This window comes from Rathayibacter sp. AY1B8 (assembly GCF_002932775.1).
Taxonomy (GTDB): domain Bacteria; phylum Actinomycetota; class Actinomycetes; order Actinomycetales; family Microbacteriaceae; genus Rathayibacter.
Window position 1 is genome coordinate 32,297 of sequence record NZ_PSWJ01000011.1, and the last position, 18,967, is coordinate 51,263.

An 18,967-nucleotide genomic window follows, 5' to 3' on the forward strand; every position below is an offset into this window, starting at 1 on the left:
AACGGAGGAGGTCAGGGGAGGGGCGGCTGGACGCCGCCCCTCCCCTGTCACCGGCCTAGCGGCAGGTGAGCGCCGAGTACGGCGCGGTGGCCGTCCTGGTGCCGTTCGCGTCCTTCGAGGCGACGCTCACCTCGCCCGCGGTGACCGAGGTCGCCCGGGTGGTGAAGGCGGCGGACACGGACTTGCCGGGAGCGACCCCGGCGAAGGTCCTGCTCCCCCACTGCGAGCCGACGGTCATCTCGACCGTGGAGCCGCTCGTGTTGGTGCCGGTCGCGGTGACCGTCACCTTGCCGGCGACGCAGCGGCTCGCGGCCGAGGCCGTCAGCGACGGTCCGGGAGGAGCCGTGGCGGTGATGGTGGCGATGGCCGGCGTCGCTGCCGAGTTGGCGAGCTGTCCGCGCACCTGCACGGTGTCGCCCGCCTTCTTCAGCGAGCTGAGATCGGCGGTCGCCCACGTCACGGCGACCGTCTCACGGTGGCCGTCCTTGAACGTCGCGCCCACCGTGGCGGGCAGGTCGACGGTGGTCGATCCGGCCTGAACGGTCCGCGCCACGGCGTCGATCGAGGTCACCAGGAGCGACGGGTTCCACTTCGCGGCGAGCCCGTCGCGCTCCTTCGCAGTGATGGAGACGACGGATCCGTGGCGGGGCGACGTCGGCAGCGAGAAGCTGCTGGGGATCGTCCACTGGATGTCGCCCTCGAGCGAGTTCGTGCCGAGCGGGATGTAGCCGCGTCCGCCGTAGTTGTCGGTCCAGAGGAAGTACTTGTACCCCGCCCGGTCGCCCTCGTTGGTCTTGAAGATCTCGGGACCCTCGACCTCCGGCGTTCCGGCGGTGCGGCCGATGCAGGTGTCGATGAGGCTCCACGCACCGGAGGCGGTGGTGGCGCGGAGGTTCGTCGACTTCTGTCCGATGATGTCGGGCGAGGGGCAGCCGCTGGTCTGGGTCGCCTTCGTGAAGCGGTAGTAGGTGTCGCCGTCCTTGAGCATCGTGGCGTCGATCAGTCCGTTGCTCTTGTTGAGCGAGGGGACGTCAGCGGCCTTGAACCAGACCTCGGGGGTGGTGAAGTCGCGGAAGTCGCGGGTGGTGGACGTGAGGATCTGCGGTCCGTTGCCGTCCTCGACGTTGCGCGTGCTGTCGGTGAAGAGGGCCGAGGTCCAGTAGACGACGTAGGCGTCGATGGTGGGGTCGTAGGTGGCCTCCGGTGCCCAGGTCATGCCCGCGTTGGGCAGGTTGACCTCGACGTGGCGCTGCTGGCCCCAGTTGACGAGGTCCGTGGACTCCCAGATCTCGAGGTAGCGGCTGCCGCGGTTGGTCGATCCGCCGAAGCCGGTGGTGCCGACGGAGAGGTCGGTGGCCATCAGGAAGAAGCGGTCGCCCTCCTTCGAGCGGAAGACGAACGGGTCGCGCAGCCCCTTCGTGCCCATGGTGGAGGTGAGGATCGGCTGGGCGTCGTTCAGGGTCTTCCACGTGAGCGAGTCGTTGCCGTCGGAGGTCGCGAAGCGGATCTTCTCGCCTTCGATGCTGTCGCCGGTGAAGTACGCGAACAGGTACGCGTCGAGGTCGCTCGCGGCCACGGGAGCCGCGGCCGGAACGGTGCGCGTGAGCGTCCGCACGAGGGGCGTGGTGCCGGGCACCGTGACCGTCGCGGTGAGGGTGACGGTGGTGTCGGCGGACGGGCGCGTGAGCGAGCCCTTCGCGACGACGTTCGGCGCGGTGCCCTTGTCGGCGGAGGTGATGACGGCCTCGTTCGACGAGGTCCAGCTGACCACGGCGCTGGAGCTGTTCGCGCGCGCGGCGGTGGCGGCGACGTCGGCTCCGGTCGAGGGCAGGTTCAGGCTGCCGCGCACCGGTCCGGCGAGAGCGGGATCGTTGCTGATGCCGTCGGCGACGGCCCGGGCGAGCTCGGCCTCGGCGCTGTCACCGGCGGCGTACGCCGGGACGAACACGGTGGTGGCACGGCCGACGACGGTGATGCCGCCGTGGACGGCGGTCGGGGTCAGCGTGACGGTGGCGTCCGGGCTGCCCGCGGCGGGCCGGGTGACGACGCCGCTGGTGCTGACGACGCCGGGGGCGCTCGACGTCCAGGTGATCGTGGAGCCGTTGGCGCCGGTCGTGGGGAGGGCGAGGTTCGAGGTCACGTTCGAGGTGTCGCCGAGCGAGACGGCGGCGTCCTGGTTCGCGAGAACCGAGTGCACGGATGCGGCGCTCTGCTGCACCTGGCCGGCGGTGAGCGCGGAGGTCCAGACCTGCATGTCGTCGATGGCACCGGCCCAGTAGGCGTCCGCGCCGTAGAACGATTTGCCGAGGAAGCCGGAGAACGTGGACGTGCCGATCGCGGACGCGGCGGTGAAGGTCGTGCTGCCCTGGCCGACGAGAGCTCCGTCGAAGTAGGTCGAGACCGACTGGCCGCCCTTGACGACGACCGCCATGTGCACCCAGCGGTTCGCGGCGACCGGAGTGTTGCCTGCGGCCCGCACCTCGGAGCCGCTCTTGATCGCGCCGAAGCCGGCCGGTCCGCACTTCGTGGTGGAGAGGACGTGGGAGTCGACGCTGGAGCCGAGCGTGAAGGGCCAGGTGCAGTCCGGAGCACCGCTCCAGCGCAGCCAGGCGGACATCGTGACGTCCTGCGTGCCGGCGGGGATCAGGCCCGGCGCGATCCGGACGTGCGGCGCGGCCGACGTGCTCGATCCGCCCGGGAGCGAGAGAGCGCGGTCGGTGGAGGCGCCGGAGGGACCCGCGACGCTGGTCGCGCCGGAGTTGATCAGGGTGCCGGGGTGGTTGCCCGGAGCGGAGTCGGCGACGACGGCTCCGTTGGCGAGCGTCGCACCGATGCCGTCGAACGAGTACTGCAGCGCGGGAGCGGGGACGGTCTCTGCGGCGCCGGCGGCGCCGATCGGTCCGAGGACGCCGCCGAGGCAGGCGATGGCGAGCGTCAGCGCGGCGCCCGCTCGGGGGAGGCGTGAGCGCCGGGTGCGCTCCTGCCGGGGGGTTCGTGACATGGGGGGTCCTTCAGGTGAGGGGTCGGAGGGGGAGGACGGAGCCCGCGCGATCGGCCGGCGGAGTGGTGAGTCCGGCGTCCGTCTGGCGGGGAGGGAATCGCCGGGAGGCGGCCCGGGACGCGGGCCTGGCGACCCGTGATCGGGAGGCGGAGGTCGACGTGCGTGCGAGGACGGGACGTCGCGCGCTGCGGGCGCCGACCGCGGTCACCGCGTGGGAGGTGTCGGCGGGGCCGACAGTCATCGGCGCCGGGCGTGGGCCTGCGGCGGGAGGGTGCGGCGGGAGGGTGGTGCTGTCGTCATCATCGACGTTCCTCTCAGGTTCGCCTTCGAACCGGTCGGAGTGGGACGCGAGGCGCGAGGACGCGCTTGCCCACTTCAGGTGACACCGTACCGACTTTTGTTAACGGTAACAATGGCGGATTCCCGGGCGATGCCGCAGTGACGGCGGGTGTGAGCGCTCTCTCCCTGCGAGCACGGGGATCCGCGTGGACGGATCACCCTCGCCCGGCGGGGCTCGGACCGGATCCGCTCGAGACCGGCACTTGACACCGGCTCCGCGACCGGTCGATGGTTGTCCACGTCAACATGCAGGTCGTGATCAGCTTCCCATCCCACTCGGAGCGTCGGCGCTGACGCGTCCCGCGGCGGGACGACCGGATCACCATCCCGGTCGCTCCGGCGCATCCTCTGCCGTGCTCCGATCCCTTCGGACACGGCTCCTTCCTGCGACCCTCATCCGCGTCCCTTCGGGGACGCCGGATGTCTGTGAAAGGCACCCATGTCCCGGACAACGAAGTCCCACCCCTCCAAGCGCCTGATCGGCGCCCTGATCGCGGCCGTCGTCGGGATCACGACCTTCGGCATCAGCTCGCCCGCCTCTGCAGCCACCGCCCCGGTCGGCCTCGGATCGGCGCAGGAGATCCGCAACCAGCACAGCAGCATGTGTCTCGACGACTTCGACTTCGGCACTCAGCCCGGAGCCGAGGTGCGGCAGTGGAGCTGCACCGAGGGGAGCAACCAGCGCTGGCAGGTCACCGACCTCGGCACCGGCTACGCCGAGATCAAGAACACCTTCAGCAACCTCTGCCTCGACAACTTCGACTTCGGCACCACCCCGGGCTCGGACGTGCGGCAGTGGAGCTGCAACGGCAGCACCGCCCAGCAGTGGCGGATCACCTCCGTCGGCGGAGGCTACGCCGAGATCGCCAATCGGCACAGCGACCTCTGCCTCGACAACAAGGACTTCCGCCAGCTCGACGGCTCCCCCATTCAGCAGTGGACCTGCACCGGCTCCAAGGCCCAGCGCTGGGCACTGACCGATCCGACCGTGCAGAAGATCACCTGGACGCTGAACCGCGTCGCGAGCCCGACCGCTGACGAGGCCGACGCCTACGCCCGCATCACCGACGCGATGGACCGCGCCGTGGCCCGCTACAACCGCCTCAGCAACATCTCCCGCTCCCTGACCGTCTCGTACAGCCCCGGAACCCCGACGGCCGATGCGAACATCTACGGCCAGATCCGCTTCGGCAAGGAGCGCGTCTACATGGTGGAGGGCACCGCCATGCACGAGATCTCGCACACCGTGGGCTTGGGCACGTCGACCACCTTCAACACGAACTGCGAGAACAGCAGCTGGGACTCGGCCCTGGCACTGCTGCGCACCTGGGACGGACCGGACGCGACAATCCAGTGCACCCCGGGTCACATCTTGAACTACGGCCTCAACTACAACAGCGAGTTCAGCCAGCTGAACCTCGAGCGCCACGTGAAGCTGGTGCAGTCCATGCTCAGTGACGGCATGTAGCCGTCACTCGAGGCACGCCCGAACGAGCATCCTCGCCGCCCCTCGCGGGCGGCCGGCGCCGGCGGGGCGGGGAACCAGAGCCTTCCCCCCCGCCGGCGCCGCATGCCCCGATGTCTCCCTCCGGAGGCGCGGGGCAGCGGAGCGCTCGGGAGTCGAGGAGGGCCCCTCGACCGGGTGGTCGCAGCCGACGTGCCGGACGCCGCACCCTGGGGAGGGGGCGTCCGGCACGTCTTCCTCGTGTCGGCGCCGTCCGGTCCGCCGGACCCCCCGGAGGCGCATGACGGGCGGCGTCTGCGGGCGCTAGCGGTTCTGCTCGACGGTGCTCGGCGCGGTCCGGTGCGTCTCCGGCGCCTCCGTGCCGACGGGCTCCGCCTCCCCGCTCGCCGCGGCCTCCCGCAGGTACTGCGCCGACATGACGCGGTAAGAGCGGGTGAGCATCGCCGCGCCGGCCGCGATGATCATGACGACTCCGCCGACCAGGAACACCAGCGCGATCCCCCGGCCGATGCCGTCGCCCAGCAGCCCGCCGAACGCCGAGCGCCCGGCCGGCGACTCCATGTACGGGATGAGCGCGAACTCGGCGATCGGGGCGATGAGGAACGACGTGATCGGAGCGGCGGCCGACTCGAACGCCGCCGCGAAGCCGAAGACGCGCCCCTGGGTCTCGAAGGGGACGACCTTCTGGATCACCGTCTGCTCGGCGGCCTCGACCGCCGGGATCAGGGTCATGTAGATCCAGATGCCGCCGGCGTAGAGCCACCACCAGTCGCGGAGGGTGAAGACCGCGCCGATCAGGCCCATCGCCATCACGAGCAGCAGCATCGTCCGGATCGGGTTCCTCCCGAGACCGAACCTCGCGACGAGCAGACCGCCGATGACGAAACCGGTCGCCGTCACTCCGAGCACCACGCCCCACAGCTCGACCGGGAACAGCTCGAGGCCGTACGGGTCCATCAGCGCCATGTAGACGCCGCCGATCAGGTTGTTGAACGTCGAGAAGACGATGAGCGCGAACAGCCCGGTCGCCGCCCGCACCGCGGTGATGCTGCCGCGGAGATCGATCAGCGGCGCCCTCTCCCCCGTCGGCGCGGGCCGGTCCTCCGGGATGCGCAGGAAGAGGAGGTGCAGGAGCGCGGCGGCGGAGAGGCCGATCGCGATCACCAGCGTCCACCCCATGCCGAGCAGGCCGATGGCGAGCCCGCTGAAGACGCTCGTCACCACGAAGGCGAGGCCCTGGACCGTCCCGACGAGGCCGTTTGCGCGGGCGTGCCCCTCCACCGGGACCAGCAGGGTCACCGTCGTGGACAGGGCGATGTTGCGCATGTTCTCGATGACGGCGCCGAAGAGGATCGTTCCCGAGAACACCCAGAACCAGGGGGCGCGGAAGTCCAGGAGCGCCGCCTCGGGCAGCGCGAGGAAGAGACCGCCCGCGACGCCGAACGACACGAGCGTGACCGCCCCGGCGAAGACCATGACGCGGAACTTGCGGTGCCGGTCCACGATCGTGCCGAAGGCCATCGCGAAGACCGCGACGAGCAGCATGTAGGCGCCGCCGATGATCCCGGTCGCCAGGACGGAGCGCGTCTCGAGGTACACCCAGAACGTGAGCGCGAACCAGAGGAAGCTCGTCGTCACGTTCGCGACGGCGGTGTTGAGGAGGATCTGGTGGAAGTCGCGGAGCTTCGTCGAGGTGTCGGCGTCGGCTCCGGGCACGGGGGCGGTCGAGGACACGGCTTCCCTCCGCTCGCGACGGCGCCGTCGGTCCCGCGGCGGGAGTCGAGGGTCGTCGCAGCCACTGTAGGACCGCGCCGTCGGCGAGTCGAGAGGGGCCGGGCGTCCGGCGGGGATGCGCTGCCGCCTCCCGCGCGGACGCGGGCGCCGCCGCCCTCGCGACCCGGATCAGCGGGCCTCGGGGGCGGTGGCGCCGACGGGTCAGACGATGGCGGCGCGGAGGGCCGCGGCGGCCTCGCCGACGTCCGGGGCGCCGTAGATGGCCCCGCCCGCGACGGCCACGAGGGCGCCGGCGCGCTGCACCGACTCGATGGTGGCGGTGCTCACGCCGCCCGCGACCGAGAACGGCACGCCGGAGGACTCGCCGTCGCGCAGCAGGGTCTCGAAGGTGAAGCCCTCCTCCGCCTGCTCGTCCAGACCGGCGTGCATCTCGACGAACTCGGCGCCGAGGGCGACGACCTCGCGGGCGCGGGCGGCCTTGTCGGGCACGCCGATGAGGTCGACGACGACGCCCTTGCCGTGCTTCCTCCCGGCGGCGATCGCGCCGGCGATGGTGCTGTCGCCGGCGACGCCGAGGACCGTCACGAGGTCGGCGCCGGCCGCGAAGGCCATGTCGGCCTCGAGCTCGCCCGCGTCCATCGTCTTGAGGTCGGCGAAGACCGTCTTGTCGGGGTGCGCCTCCTTGATGGCGGTGATGGCGGAGAGGCCGGCGCTCTTGATGAGCGGGGTGCCCAGCTCGAGGATGTCGACGTGCGGGGCGGCGGCAGCGGCGAGCTCGAGGGCGGCGTCGGTGCTGAGTGTGTCCATGGCGAACTGGAGCTTCACGGGGTTCTTCTTCCTGTCGAGGTGGGGAGTCGGGTCATTCGAGGTTCGCGTGGCGCGGCCAGAGCTCGTCGGCGCTGTCGCCGCGGCGCTGCCAGAGCGCGTGGAACAGGGCGTCGCCGGTGAGCACGACGACCTGCTCGAAGAGCCCGCCGGAGTACTGCGCCGAGGCGGCCCCGGAGCGGTCGAGCTTGTCGGCGGCGGGCACGACCACCACGGCGGAGGCGAGCCCGGCCAGCGGGGAGTCGGCGGCGGTCGTGATCGCCGCGACCCGCGCTCCGGCGTCGACGGCGGCCTGCGCGGCGCGGACGATGCCCCCGGTGGTGCCGGAGCCGCTCGCGGTGAGCAGCACGTCGCCGCCGCGGATCGCCGGGGTCGTCACGTCGCCGACCACGTGCACGACGAGTCCGAGGTGCATGAGGCGCATGGCGGTCATCCGCAGGGCGAGGCCGGAGCGGCCGGCGCCGTGGACGAAGACGCGGTCGGCGCCGGCGAGCAGCTCGAGGACGGGCTCGAGCCGGTCGGTCGTCAGCGAGGCGGTCGCGGCGGACACCTCGGCGGCGATCACGGCGAGCGCCTCTGCGGGGTCGGTGGTGCGGTCGTCAGCGGGCATGGGTCCACAGTGCGCCCGGCGACCGGATCCGCGCGCCACCTGATCGAGGAGGTCCGCCTACCCGATCGGGTGGGCGGTGCCGCTCGCGGGTAGGACGGGTAGGTTCGGGGGATGGATCCCGCCGAGTCCCCCGCCTCCCGCACCCTGCTGCAGCAGCACGCCCGCACGGTGGCCGAGCAGGCCGACCGGCACGCGGTGGCGCTGGAGTCGGTGCTCGCCGCCCTGCGCGCCGAGCGCCTCGACGACCGTGCGGCCCGCACCGTCGCGATCGACATCGCCGCGAACGCCCTGGTCGAGCTGCGCACCGCCTCGGACGAGCAGCGCAGCGCGATGCTGGAGCCCGTCGTGGGCGCGTTCGCGCGGCTCCGGAGCGACCTGCGTCCGCTCGTGCGCTTCGGCGACCTCGACGTGCAGTTCGTCGAGCCGCCCGCCACCGGGCGCGCCCTCCCCGGCGAGGTGGCGCACGCCGCCCGCGCGATCGTGCGGAGCGCCGTGCTGGCCTTCGTGGAGTCGGAGCAGACGCGCCGGGTGCGGATCCAGTGGGACTGCGACGGGCTCAACCTGCTCATCGAGATCCGCGACGACGGCCGGGGCGAGCTGACGACCCGCGACGACGCCCTGCGCCCGATCGCCGAGCGCGTCCGCGGGCTCGACGGGGAGCTCTCGGTCGCGTCGACCGCGGGCTGGGGGTCGACCCTGTCGATCCGCCTCCCCCTCGATCCGCCGGCGCAGCCCGACGGGCTCGACCTCGCCGAGCTCAGCGCCCGCGAGCGGGAGGTGCTGAACCTGATCACGCTCGGCGCCTCGAACCAGCGGATCGCGGACGACCTCGGCATCAGCGGCAACACCGTGAAGTTCCACGTGTCGAACCTGCTGCGCAAGGCCGGGGCCCGCACCCGGGCGGAGCTGGCGGCGCTGGCGCGCTGATCGATCGGGGTGCCCCGCCCGGCAGCACGGCCCTGACAGACCCCCCGGATGCACGGACGGGCCGCGGCGGCCGCCGAGGGTCCCCCCTCTGTGGCGCCGCGGCCCGTCCGGCCGATCAGCGCGTCCCGATCACTCGCTCCGGAGCAGCCCGAAGCGGAACCGGCCGGAGCCGTCGAGCGTGTCGTCGATGCCCGAGATCGTGGAGGAGGCGATGACGGTCTCCGTGCCCTCGAGGAGCGGCACGGTGATCGCCTTCTCCGCCGCGAGGCGCTGCGCCTCCTCGATCGCCGCGGTGCGCTCGTCGCCGGGGGCCAGGCTCCGCTCGCGCAGCACGACCTCGTTGTAGGCGTCGTCCTTCACGGCGGCGCCGAGGATGGAGGGGGCCTCGTCGGTGCCGTAGAGCAGGTTCAGGTAGTTGTCCGAGTCCGGGTAGTCCGCGAACCAGCCCTGCTGGTAGAGCGGGTAGGAGGTCGACTTCTCCTTCACGTACTGCGTCCACTCCGTCGACTGCAGGTCGACCGTGAACAGCCCGCTGCGCTCGAGCTGGTTCTTGATGAGCGCGTACTCGTCCGAGGTGCTGGAGCCGTAGTGGTCGGTGTTGTACTGCAGCTTGAGATCGACGGGACCGGTGATCCCGGCCGCCTGGAGCGCGGCGGCGGCCTCGTCCGCGCTGGGACCGCCGCTCCCGTCGCCGAAGGCCTCCTCGTACGCCGGCGTCGATCCGGTCAGAGCGCTGGGGACGATCGAGTAGACCGGCGCGTAGGTGCCCTTGTAGACCTGGTCCGACAGCTCGTCGCGGTCGATCAGGTCGGCGACGGCGGTGCGGACGGCGAGCGCCTTGTCGGCGTCGGCCTCGGAGGTCGCGGAGCCGTAGGGCATGGTCTCGGGGTTGAAGACCAGGAAGCGCATCTCGGCACCGGGACCGGAGTGCACCGTCAGGCCCTCCTCGCCGCGGAGGTCCTCCGTGTCGGTCGCGTTCAGCGTGCGGTAGGCGACCGCGATCTCGCCGCGCTGGATGTCGAGCTTGAGGTTGCTCTCGTCCGCCTAGTAGCGGACGATCACGGACTCGTTGGCGGCGGCGCCGAGGAGGCCGTCGTAGGAGTCGTTGCGGGTGAGCTGCACGAGCGAGTTCAGCGTGTAGCTCGTGATGGAGTACTGCCCGTTGAAGGCGTCGCCGGCGACGATGTCGTCGTCGGTGGTGAGGGAGTCGGCCGAGAAGACGTCCTCGTCGACGATCGCGGCGGCGGGGCTGGTGAGGATCTGGGGCCAGAGGGCGTTGTCCGGGGTGGCCAGTGTGAAGACGACGGTGGAGTCGTCCTCCGCCTCGACCGAGACCATGTCCGAGAGCAGCGACGAGGGGCCGTTCGGAGCGGCGATCGCCACCTGGCGCTCGAAGGTGAAGACCACGTCCGAGGCGGTGAGCGGATTGCCGTTGGCGAAGGCGGCGTCCTCGCGCAGGGCGACGCGGTAGTGGGTGGGGTCGGTGAACTCGGCCGAGGCCGCGAGGTCCGGCACGGGATCCGTCGATCCGGGGGCGGAGGTCAGCAGCCAGGAGAAGACCTGGTTCTGCAGCGTCGCCGAGCCGAGATCCCAGGAGCCGGCGGGATCCAGGGCGGTGACCTTGTCCGTGGTCCCCAGGAGGATCCCGGGGGCGCCTGGGCGCCGGTGGTGCCCGGCGAGCAGGCGGTGAGGGCGACCGGCGTCGTGCCGTCGCGGTTCCGGCTACTCGAGCAGCTTGCCCGCAGTGGCGACCTCGCCGCTGATCAGCGCCTGGATCTCCTCCGGCACCGCGGGGATCTCCTCGCGGGTGATCCCCGTGGAGGGCGACCAGACGAGGTTCACCTGGAGGGCCGGGTCGATGTCCGGGTAGTCGCTGCGGTTGTGGCAGCCGCGGCTCTCCCGGCGCTCGAGGGCGGCCTCGAGGGTGGCCCGCGCGGCCATCGCGGCCGACTTGAGGTCGAAGGCGTGGGCGAGGTCCTGGAAGCCGGCGATGTCCGGGTGCACGCCGATGTCGGCGATGCGCGCCTCGATCGCGTCCAGCTCGGCGAGCCCGGCGAGCAGGCCCTCCTCGTCGCGGACGACTCCGGCGTGCTCGGTCATCGTGTTGCGGATCGCGCGCTGCAGGGCGCGGACGTTCTCGGTGCCGTCGGCCGCGAGCAGGCCGGCGATCTCGTCGCGGGCGACCTGGACGGACGCGGCCGAGCGCGTCTGGGCGGTCAGTGAGGCGGAGTACTCCGCCGCCGCCTGACCGACGATGCGGCCGAACACCAGCAGCTCGATCAGCGAGTTGCCGCCGAGGCGGTTGGCGCCGTGCAGTCCACTGGAGGCCTCTCCGATCGCGTAGAGCCCGGGGACGTCGGTGCTGTGGTCGTCCGAGCGCACCCAGACCCCGCCCATCGAGTAGTGCGCCGTGGGCGCGATCTCGATCGGGTCCTTCGTGATGTCGAGCATCTGCAGCTCGAGCATCGTCTGGTACACCCGCGGCAGCCGGGTCATGATCGTCTCGCGCGGCAGATGCGAGACGTCGAGCCAGACCCCGCCGTTGGGCGTGCCGCGACCCTCCTTGATCTCGGTGTAGCAGGCGAGGGCGACGCGGTCGCGGGTCGAGAGCTCGAGGCGCTCGGCGTCGTACTTGCCCATGAAGCGCTCGCCGAGGCCGTTGCGGAGGATGCCGCCCTCGCCGCGCGCGGCCTCGGAGATCAGCGTGCCCGCCGCGTTCTCGGGCTCGATGATGCCCGACGGGTGGAACTGGACGAGCTCGGGGTCGCGCAGGCGCCCGCCGGCCTCGACGGCCAGGCGGAACGAGTCGCCCGTGTTCTCGTCCCGACGGGAGGAGGTGCGGCGCCAGATGCGGTTGTGCCCGCCCGCGGCGAGGATCACCGCATCCGCGTGGATCAGGTAGCGGGTGCCGTCGACGAGGTCGAAGCCGTAGGCGCCGAACACGGCTCCGTCCTCGTTGACGAGGATGCGCGTGACGTACACGGTGTCCAGGATCGGGATCTCGAGCTGGGCGGCCCGGTTGACGAGCGTGCGCTGGATCTCGAGGCCGGTGTAGTCGCCCGCGAAGGCGGTCCGGCGGTAGGTGTGCGCGCCGAAGAAGCGCTGCGAGATGCGGCCGTCGTCCTCGCGGGCGAACGGCATGCCGTAGCGCTCGAGGTCCTGGATGCCGCGGGCGGCGTTGGAGGTGACGATCTCGACCGTGTGCGGGTTGGCGAGCTGGTAGGACTCGGTGATGGTGTCGGCCGCGTGCTGCTGCCAGCTGTCGTCGGGGTCCATCGTGGCGAGGGCGGCGTTGATGCCGCCGGCGGCGAGGGAGGTGTGCGCGTCCGACTTCGAGCGCTTGCCGAGCGCGAGGACGTCGACGCCCGCCTCGGCGAGCTCGATCGCGGCGCGCAGGCCCGATCCGCCGGTGCCGATGACGAGGACGGAGGTGGAGATCCGGCGCTCCGGTGCGGTGGTCTCTGAAGTGGTCATGCCTCCACGCTAGGCACGGCACTTCGATTACTCCAATGCATAATGCTGGGCACGGCCATGCGCATAGGGTATGCATGTGGATCTCGAGCAGCTCACCGGATTCGTCGAGGTCGCCCGCCTCGGCAGCTTCACCCGCGCCGCCGAGGAGCTGCATCTCGCGCAGCCCTCGCTGAGCCGCCGGATCGCCGCGCTGGAGCAGGACCTCGGCTCCGAGCTCTTCCACCGGGCGCGTTCCGGCAGCACCCTCACACCGGCCGGGGAGCTGCTGCTGCCGCTCGCCCGGCGCATGCTCGCCGACGCCGGATCGGTGCGCCGCGAGCTGGCCGAGCTGGCCGGACTCGAGCGCGGCCGGGTGCGGTTCGGCGCGACGCCGACGCTCTGCATCAGCCTCGTCGCGGAGGTGCTGCACGCGTTCCACTCCGCGCATCCCGCCGTGGAGCTGCACCTCGCCGAGGACGGGTCGCGGAGCCTCTTCGACCGGCTGGCACGGGGCGAGCTCGACCTGGCGCTGGTGACGACCTCGACCGCGGCCGCTCCCGGCGCCTTCACGGTGACGCCGCTGCTCGTCGAGGAGCTCGTCGTGGTCTCCTCCGCCGCGGAGCCTCCCCTCGCCGCGACCGGCGCGCTCGACCTGGCGGCGGTCGCCCGCCTCCCGCAGATCGTCTTCAACTCCAGCTACGACCTGCGCCGCACGACCGACGCCGCGTTCGCCGCCGCGGGCCTGGAGCCGGACGTGGTGCTGGAGGGCGCCGAGATGGACGCGGTTCTGCGCTTCGCCGAGCGGGGCATCGGGGTCGCGGTCGTCCCGGCGATGGTGCTGCAGGGGCGCCCGGGGCTGCGCTCGATCCGCCTCGAGGAGCCGACGCTCGAGAAGCCCACCCTGACCCGGACGATCAGCCTTGCGCGCCCGGCGGACCTCGCGCCGACCGCCGCGGCGCGGGTCATGCAGCGCACCATCGCGGCGACCGCCCGCGCCTTCGCCGCCCAGGCCGGCGGAACGATGCGCCTGGCCGACGCCCGCTGACCGAGCTGGGGTCTCGAGGCGCCGCTGCTCGACCAGCAGTACGGCGAACATGCTGATCGAGCAGCCCCGGAGGCGTATCGAGATCTCCCCCGCACGCGCAGGAGCGCCCCCGGCCCCGCAGGGCCGGGGGCGCTCCCCGGTGGTTCAGCCGTGCGCTACGAGCACGGGCGCGCCGCGTACGGAGCGCTCACCTCCGTCTCGACGGGGGCGCCGTTCATCGTGGCCGTGGCCTCGACGGTCACCGCACCGGCGGGCAGGTTCGCCTGACGGGTGGTGAAGGCGTGCGACACGGTCTTGCCGGGCGCCACCGAGGTGAACGACTTCGTGCCGGACGTCGACGTGAAGGTCACGCCGACGGGGACGTCGGAGCCGTTGCTCGCCTGGACGGTGACGATCGCCTTGCCCGCGATGCAGCGGGTCGCAGCGCTCGCCGTGATGTCGAGCGCCGGAGCAGCCTCGCCCTCGGTGAAGGCGAAGGTGTCGAGCTCGAACAGGTCGCCGGAGGGTCCGGAGTAGCTGAAGTACACGTCGTGCACTCCCGTCGCTCCGGTCAGCGCTGCGCTGACGTCGGTCCACTCGCCGGTCGTCCCGTTCACCGCGACGGTGCCCGCGACGGGCCCGGTCTCGGAGTCGAGGCGGACGGTGACGGTGCCGCCGGCCTGCAGCGCCTTGGCCTTCGCGGTGAACGTCGCGGCTCCGGTGTCCCCGAAGTCGACGGCCGACAGCGCGGTCCAGTCGCCGTTGTCGAGGTCCTTCAGCACGAGGTTCTGCGTCGCGCCCGCGGCGGGGGTGCCGAGCGGCGCCGTCGCGATGCCCTTGCTCCAGCCGATGGTCTCGGCCGGGAAGGAGCGGTACGGATCGAAGTCCTTCACCTGGTCGACGCCCTTGTAGTCGCCGACCACCTGCTGCACCGTGCCGTCGGCGTTGAACTGCAGCTCCTGGATGTGCGGGCTGCGGTACCCCTGGGTGGTGTCGCCGTTGATCCGCTTGTTGAGCGTCGGCGCGTGGTAGGTGAAGTAGTACTTGCCGCCCAGCTCGAAGACCGACTGGTGATTGTTGCCGCCGGTGCCGGCTCCGAAGAAGCGGCTCTGGTTCGGGAACATCACGCCGGCGTAGTTCTCCTTGGGCCAGGACATCGGGTCGTCCGAGATCATGTAGCCGATCTCGCCGCCGCCCGGGTAGCCGGGCTCGCGGGTCTGGTTGCCGCCGAAGTCGTTGCCGCCGAAGTGGGACGAGTACGAGAGGTAGTACTTGTCCTGGCGCTTGAACACCTGGGCCGCCTCGAACGCGACGGGCGCGTCCACGACGGCGGAGGTGCCCTGGGTCGAGATCATGTCGTCGCCGAGCTCGATCACGCGGATGTTCTTCGGGTTGTTGAAGCGCTCGGCCGCGGGGAGCGCGGTCGAGGCGGGTCCGCCTCCGAAGAACAGGTAGCCCTGGCCGTCGTCGTCGACGAGCGGTGCCGGGTCGAACTTCCACGCGACCGCCTCGGCGCCCGGGGTGGACGCGTTGATGAGCGTGGAGGTGCGCTGGCTGGTCCACGGACCCACCGGCGAGTCGCCGGTGATCACGTTGCTGGAGCCGCCGCCGTTGGCGTAGTAGAGGAAGTACTTGTCGACGCCGTTCACGGTCTTCTTCGCCATGCCGGGAGCCCACGAGTTGCCGGTGTAGGGCGCGACTCCGGTGGAGCCGGCGACCTGGATCTCGCCGTGGTCGGTCCAGTTGACGAGGTCGTCCGAGGAGATCACGGTGATCTGGTTGATCTTGCCGTAGTCGATGCCCGCCGAGACGCCCGTGGCGGGGTTCGGAGCGTAGCCCTGGGTGTCGTTCGTCATGTACATGTACACGCGGCCGTTCTCGACGAAGCCGAAGCCGTCGGCGCCGAACTTCCAGCCCATGAGCGGGTTGTGGTCGCCCGGGATCTTGCCCACGACCTCGATGGTGCGCGAGGCGGGCGCGGGCGGCGCCGCTCCGACCAGCGAGACGTCGTCGAGCTTGTAGTCCATGAGGTGCGTCTCGGGCGCGGCCGAGGGAGTCGCGGTCCACGGCGTCTCGAAGAAGAGGCGCGCGGTCGCGACGCTCTGCCCGGCGGGGATGGTGAACGATCCGTTGATCGTCGCCCACTGCCCCTTCGTGGCGGTGACGCTCGCGAGGTTCGTGTAGGTGCCTCCGCCGTAGTGCATGGTGGCGAAGAACTGCTTGGTCGCGGGGCTCGCGGCGTTCTCGTACTTGATCTGCGCCTTGACCTGGTAGGTCTGGCCGGCGACGACCTTGCCGCTGAGGTCCTGCATGGCGCCCGCGCCGGTGGTCGTGCGGCCGGTGACGAGCGCTGCGGCGGTGCCGGTGCGCGCGTCCGTGGTCGTCGCGATGGCGCCGGCGTCGGCGGCGTTGCCGTTGTTGACGAACCAGCTGCTGATGCCGCTCTCGAAGCCGCCGTTGACGATGAGCTCCGCCTCAGCGGCGGACGAGGTCTGGGCGGCGAAGGGTGCCACCAGGAGCGCGGTCAGCGCGGCCGTGGCCAGCAGCCTCAGCCGCAACCGCCCCTTCGGAGCGGCTTCTCGTTGTGGTGATCTCACGGATCCTCCTTGATCGTGTCGTGCAGGAGATCGTCGGCGACGGGTGCCGCTGACGCGTTCGGGGGCGGGGGCGGCCGCGCGGGCCGCCCCCGGAGTGCTCAGCCGCAGGACGCGGCCGGGTGGGGCGCTCTCACCGTGGTCGTCACCGGCTCGCCGTCGAGGGTGGCGGTCGCGGTCACGACCACCTCGGCGGCGGGGACCGAGGCCGCCCGCGTGGTGAAGGCGTGGCTCGTCGTGGCGCCGGGTGCGAGCGCGGCGACCGTCTTCGTGCCGGAGGCGCTCTCCATCCGGAGGGCGACGGGCACGTCGTCGGCGTTGGTCGCCCGCACGGTCACGACGACCTTCCCCGCGATGCAGCGGGTCGCGGCGGCGGCGGTCACGTCGAGCGACGCCTCCTTCAGCGTCCCGAGGCGGGCCAGCTGGTAGCTGAGCGCGCGCTCCGGGGCGTCGATCTGGTTCTGCGTTCCCGCGGTTCCGACCGCCTGCGCCTTCGCGAGGACCGACTGGAGGTCGGACCAGGCGTCGGCCGGGTAGTCGTCGGAGCGGAGCGTCGCCGCGTGAGCGACGGCCGCGTCGAGCTGCGAGCGGTCGAGCGCCTTCCCCTCCGAGGAGAGGGTGTCGCTCAGGAGGAACTCGTCGACGTCGACGTGGCCGCCGGCGGTCTTCGTCGCGTAGCTGAACAGCCCGAGGCGGTGGCCCATGAAGTGCGTGAGCTGACCGTCGAGGGTCTGCGGGCCGACGCGGCTGCCGAGCTTCGTCCAGCTCGTCCCGTCGAGGCTGTACGAGAAGGTCGTCCAGAGCTGTCCGGCCGGGGCCGAGAGCTCGAGGTCGGCCTTCAGGCGCACCTGCGAGGCGTCGCCGAGGGCGGCGGTGGTGCCGGGGAGGAAGGACTCCACGGCCGCCTGGTCGAACGTGGTCGCGAACGGCTGGCTGCGGTTCACGACGCCGACGGTGGTGACGCCGTCCACGCGCTTGACCGCGACGTAGGAGAAGCCGCGGTTGTAGGCCGCGAGGCCGGCGACGTCGCCGTCCTTCATCCCGGAGACGTCGAACGCCGCCTCCGCCGACTGCTTCGGAGCCACGATGCGCTGGGAGAGCGTGTTGCGCGCCTCCTCCAGGTACGTCATCTCGGGCGAGCCCGAGAGACGCGTGTGCGCGGCCGTTCCGCTGAGCACCTTCCCGTTGGTGAGGCGGAGCCAGCCCTCGCGCTCGGTCAGCGACCAGTAGCGGTTGTCGGGGGCGTGGTTCCACTGCCAGGGGAGGGCGAGGGTCGAGCCGTTCGGCTCGATCTCGGCGGCCGTCGGGCGCTCGAGGGTGGGAGCGGCGCCGACGAGCGAGACGTCGTCGAGCAGGTACTCGGTGCTCGAGGACGCCGGCTGCGGATTGCCCCACGGCGTCTCGACGGCGAACTTCACGCTGCCGACGTTCGCGGTCTCGGGCACCGTGTAGGTCCCCGTGATCGTCGTCCACTGCCCCTGCGTGACGGCGGCGGAGGCCATCGTCACGGGTCCCGCGCCGAAGTCGGCGCAGAGGTTGAAGCGGACCGACGCGGGGCCGGTCGTGTACTTCACCTTCGCGGACACGGTGTAGGTCACGCCGCGCTGCAGCTTGTTCGCGAGCACCTGGCTCGGGCCTGAGCCGTTGAGCGTGCGGGTGCCCACGCGGAGCGCGGCGGTGCCGGACGCCGGGTCGGTCGTGTCGGCCGACAGCGTCGCGCCGAACTGGCCGGCCCACGGCGCCGTCCCCGACTCCGCTCCCGGGTTCTGGAGCAGCTGCACGCCGAGCAGCGACGCGTCGTAGGCGGGCGCGGGCGGGATCGTCCACGACTCGTCCTGGTAGGCCTTCGCCGGGGCGTCGTTGTCGAAGTCGTCCGAGACGACGATGCTCTTCTGCCGCTCGAACAGCTCCTCCTCGGGGCTGAGGCGGATCGGCTTTGGGAAGCTCCCGCCCACCGGCACCGAGCCGTTCGTCCCGAACGTCGGCCAGCCGTCCTTCCACGTCGCCGGGATGAGCCCGGGGATGCGGCCGGTCGGGAAGCTGTCGCGGAAGAACATGCCGTGCCAGGCGGTCGAGCCGTCCTCCTTCGCGATCGGCACGAGGCTCCCCTGGGCGAACCCGCTGGAGTTCAGCACGCCCTTGCCCTCGTAGGGGTTGCTGCCGTCGGCGGTCGCGTAGCGGCCCAGCAGCTCGGACGAGCGGAACAGCGCCACCTGGCGGCCCTGGCCCGAGGGCCAGGTGATGATGACGATGTAGTACTGCCCGTCGATGTACTGCACCTGCGCGCCCTCGAACAGGCCGCCGAGGTAGCCGGCTCCCGGGTAGTCCGAGGTGCGGAGGATGTTCGGGTACTCGGCGACGACGGTCGTCAGGTCCTCGCTCAGCTTCACGGCGCTGGTGGATCCGGAGCCGTAGAAGATGTACGGCGTGCCGCCGTCCGCGTCGTCGAAGAAGAGCGACGGGTCGTGGAAGGCGCGGCCGAGGGCCGTGCGGGTCCAGGCTCCGTCCTCGATGTCGTCGGTCGAGTAGAGGTAGGAGCCGCCGAGGTTGTTGGTGTTGAAGACCGCGTAGTAGCGGCCGTCGTGGTACCGGAGCGACGAGGCCCACTGGCCGTTGCCGTAGGAGTTCTGCCCGTTCCGGAGCGAGAAGCGGTCGCCGATCTCGAGCCGGTCGAAGACGTAGTTGACGATCTCCCAGTTGACGAGGTCGTAGGACTTCATGATCGGGGCGCCCGGGCTGAGGTGCATCGTGGTGCTGATCATGTAGTAGATGTCGCGGCCCTCGTCGTTCTCGGACGCGGGCACGCGCTCGACGCTGACGTCGGGCACGTCGGCGTTCAGCAGCGGCACGGAGTAGGTGCCGTCGCCGCGGTCCGTCGACGTGTAGGAGGCCTTCGGCGACCAGGCGCCGGCCGCGGTCGCCGGAGCCGCGCCGGAGGCGAGCAGGCCCGCCGCGAGGAGGGCGCCGATCGCCGTGGAGGCGACTGCGCGCATCG

At 71.6% G+C, this 18,967-nt stretch carries 10 protein-coding genes and 1 pseudogene; 3 read left to right on the forward strand and 8 right to left on the reverse strand.

The window, feature by feature from the left end:
* Positions 1–55 precede the first annotated feature (55 nt).
* A complete protein-coding gene (locus C5C63_RS08690; RefSeq protein WP_104224390.1) occupies positions 56–3,001 on the reverse strand; it encodes an immunoglobulin-like domain-containing protein in 2,946 nt (981 codons plus the stop codon).
* A 778-nt stretch (positions 3,002–3,779) separates the two neighbouring features.
* On the opposite strand from C5C63_RS08690, the gene C5C63_RS08695 reads away from it, so the two are divergent.
* Positions 3,780–4,808, forward strand: a complete 1,029-nt coding sequence (locus tag C5C63_RS08695; RefSeq protein WP_104266640.1) for an RICIN domain-containing protein — start codon at positions 3,780–3,782, stop codon at positions 4,806–4,808.
* A gap of 300 nt (positions 4,809–5,108) precedes the next feature.
* Here C5C63_RS08695 and C5C63_RS08700 read toward each other — a convergent pair whose 3' ends face one another.
* From C5C63_RS08700 to hxlB, 3 genes are all read right to left on the reverse strand, one after another.
* Positions 5,109–6,539: an MFS transporter gene (locus tag C5C63_RS08700; RefSeq protein ID WP_104325870.1), complete on the reverse strand. Its 1,431-nt coding sequence runs from the start codon at positions 6,537–6,539 to the stop codon at positions 5,109–5,111.
* 201 nt (positions 6,540–6,740) lie between these two features.
* A complete protein-coding gene (hxlA, locus tag C5C63_RS08705) occupies positions 6,741–7,364 on the reverse strand; it encodes a 3-hexulose-6-phosphate synthase (RefSeq protein WP_104224387.1) in 624 nt (207 codons plus the stop codon).
* 34 nt (positions 7,365–7,398) lie between these two features.
* Positions 7,399–7,974 (reverse strand): 6-phospho-3-hexuloisomerase, encoded by a 576-nt coding sequence (hxlB, locus tag C5C63_RS08710; protein WP_104249685.1) that lies wholly within the window; start codon positions 7,972–7,974, stop codon positions 7,399–7,401.
* A 111-nt stretch (positions 7,975–8,085) separates the two neighbouring features.
* On the opposite strand from hxlB, the gene C5C63_RS08715 reads away from it, so the two are divergent.
* Positions 8,086–8,901 (forward strand): response regulator transcription factor family protein, encoded by an 816-nt coding sequence (locus C5C63_RS08715; RefSeq protein WP_104239653.1) that lies wholly within the window; start codon positions 8,086–8,088, stop codon positions 8,899–8,901.
* Between the two features lie 129 nt (positions 8,902–9,030).
* Here the strand turns inward: C5C63_RS08715 and C5C63_RS17395 are convergent.
* Together C5C63_RS17395 and C5C63_RS08730 are read right to left on the reverse strand one after the other, a co-directional pair.
* Positions 9,031–10,416 (reverse strand): annotated as a pseudogene (locus C5C63_RS17395) (ABC transporter substrate-binding protein).
* Between the two features lie 207 nt (positions 10,417–10,623).
* The gene (locus C5C63_RS08730) at positions 10,624–12,375 is read right to left on the reverse strand and encodes an L-aspartate oxidase (RefSeq protein ID WP_104224384.1); all 1,752 of its coding nucleotides are present in this window, start codon (positions 12,373–12,375) and stop codon (positions 10,624–10,626) included.
* Between the two features lie 70 nt (positions 12,376–12,445).
* On the opposite strand from C5C63_RS08730, the gene C5C63_RS08735 reads away from it, so the two are divergent.
* Entirely contained in the window at positions 12,446–13,399 is a 954-nt protein-coding gene (locus C5C63_RS08735; protein ID WP_104266636.1) for a LysR family transcriptional regulator, read from the forward strand.
* A gap of 155 nt (positions 13,400–13,554) precedes the next feature.
* On the opposite strand, the gene C5C63_RS08740 is transcribed toward C5C63_RS08735, so the two are convergent.
* Together C5C63_RS08740 and C5C63_RS08745 are read right to left on the reverse strand one after the other, a co-directional pair.
* Positions 13,555–15,975 carry a family 43 glycosylhydrolase gene (locus C5C63_RS08740; protein ID WP_219813951.1) on the reverse strand — a complete coding sequence of 807 codons (2,421 nt, stop codon included), beginning with the start codon at positions 15,973–15,975 and terminating at the stop codon, positions 13,555–13,557.
* 98 nt (positions 15,976–16,073) lie between these two features.
* Entirely contained in the window at positions 16,074–18,965 is a 2,892-nt protein-coding gene (locus tag C5C63_RS08745; protein ID WP_258065419.1) for a family 43 glycosylhydrolase, read from the reverse strand.
* Positions 18,966–18,967: the final 2 nt, after the last annotated feature.

Excerpts from the sequence above, each read along its gene's own strand:
- C5C63_RS08695 (WP_104266640.1), top strand. The coding sequence starts at position 3,780 with ATGTCCCGGACAACGAAGTCCCACCCCTCCAAGCGCCTGATCGGCGCC.
- hxlB (WP_104249685.1), bottom strand. The coding sequence starts at position 7,974 with ATGCCCGCTGACGACCGCACCACCGACCCCGCAGAGGCGCTCGCCGTG.
- C5C63_RS08745 (WP_258065419.1), bottom strand. The coding sequence starts at position 18,965 with ATGCGCGCAGTCGCCTCCACGGCGATCGGCGCCCTCCTCGCGGCGGGC.
- C5C63_RS08690 (WP_104224390.1), bottom strand. The coding sequence starts at position 3,001 with ATGTCACGAACCCCCCGGCAGGAGCGCACCCGGCGCTCACGCCTCCCC.
- C5C63_RS08735 (WP_104266636.1), top strand. The coding sequence starts at position 12,446 with ATGCATGTGGATCTCGAGCAGCTCACCGGATTCGTCGAGGTCGCCCGC.
- C5C63_RS08730 (WP_104224384.1), bottom strand. The coding sequence starts at position 12,375 with ATGACCACTTCAGAGACCACCGCACCGGAGCGCCGGATCTCCACCTCC.
- C5C63_RS08715 (WP_104239653.1), top strand. The coding sequence starts at position 8,086 with ATGGATCCCGCCGAGTCCCCCGCCTCCCGCACCCTGCTGCAGCAGCAC.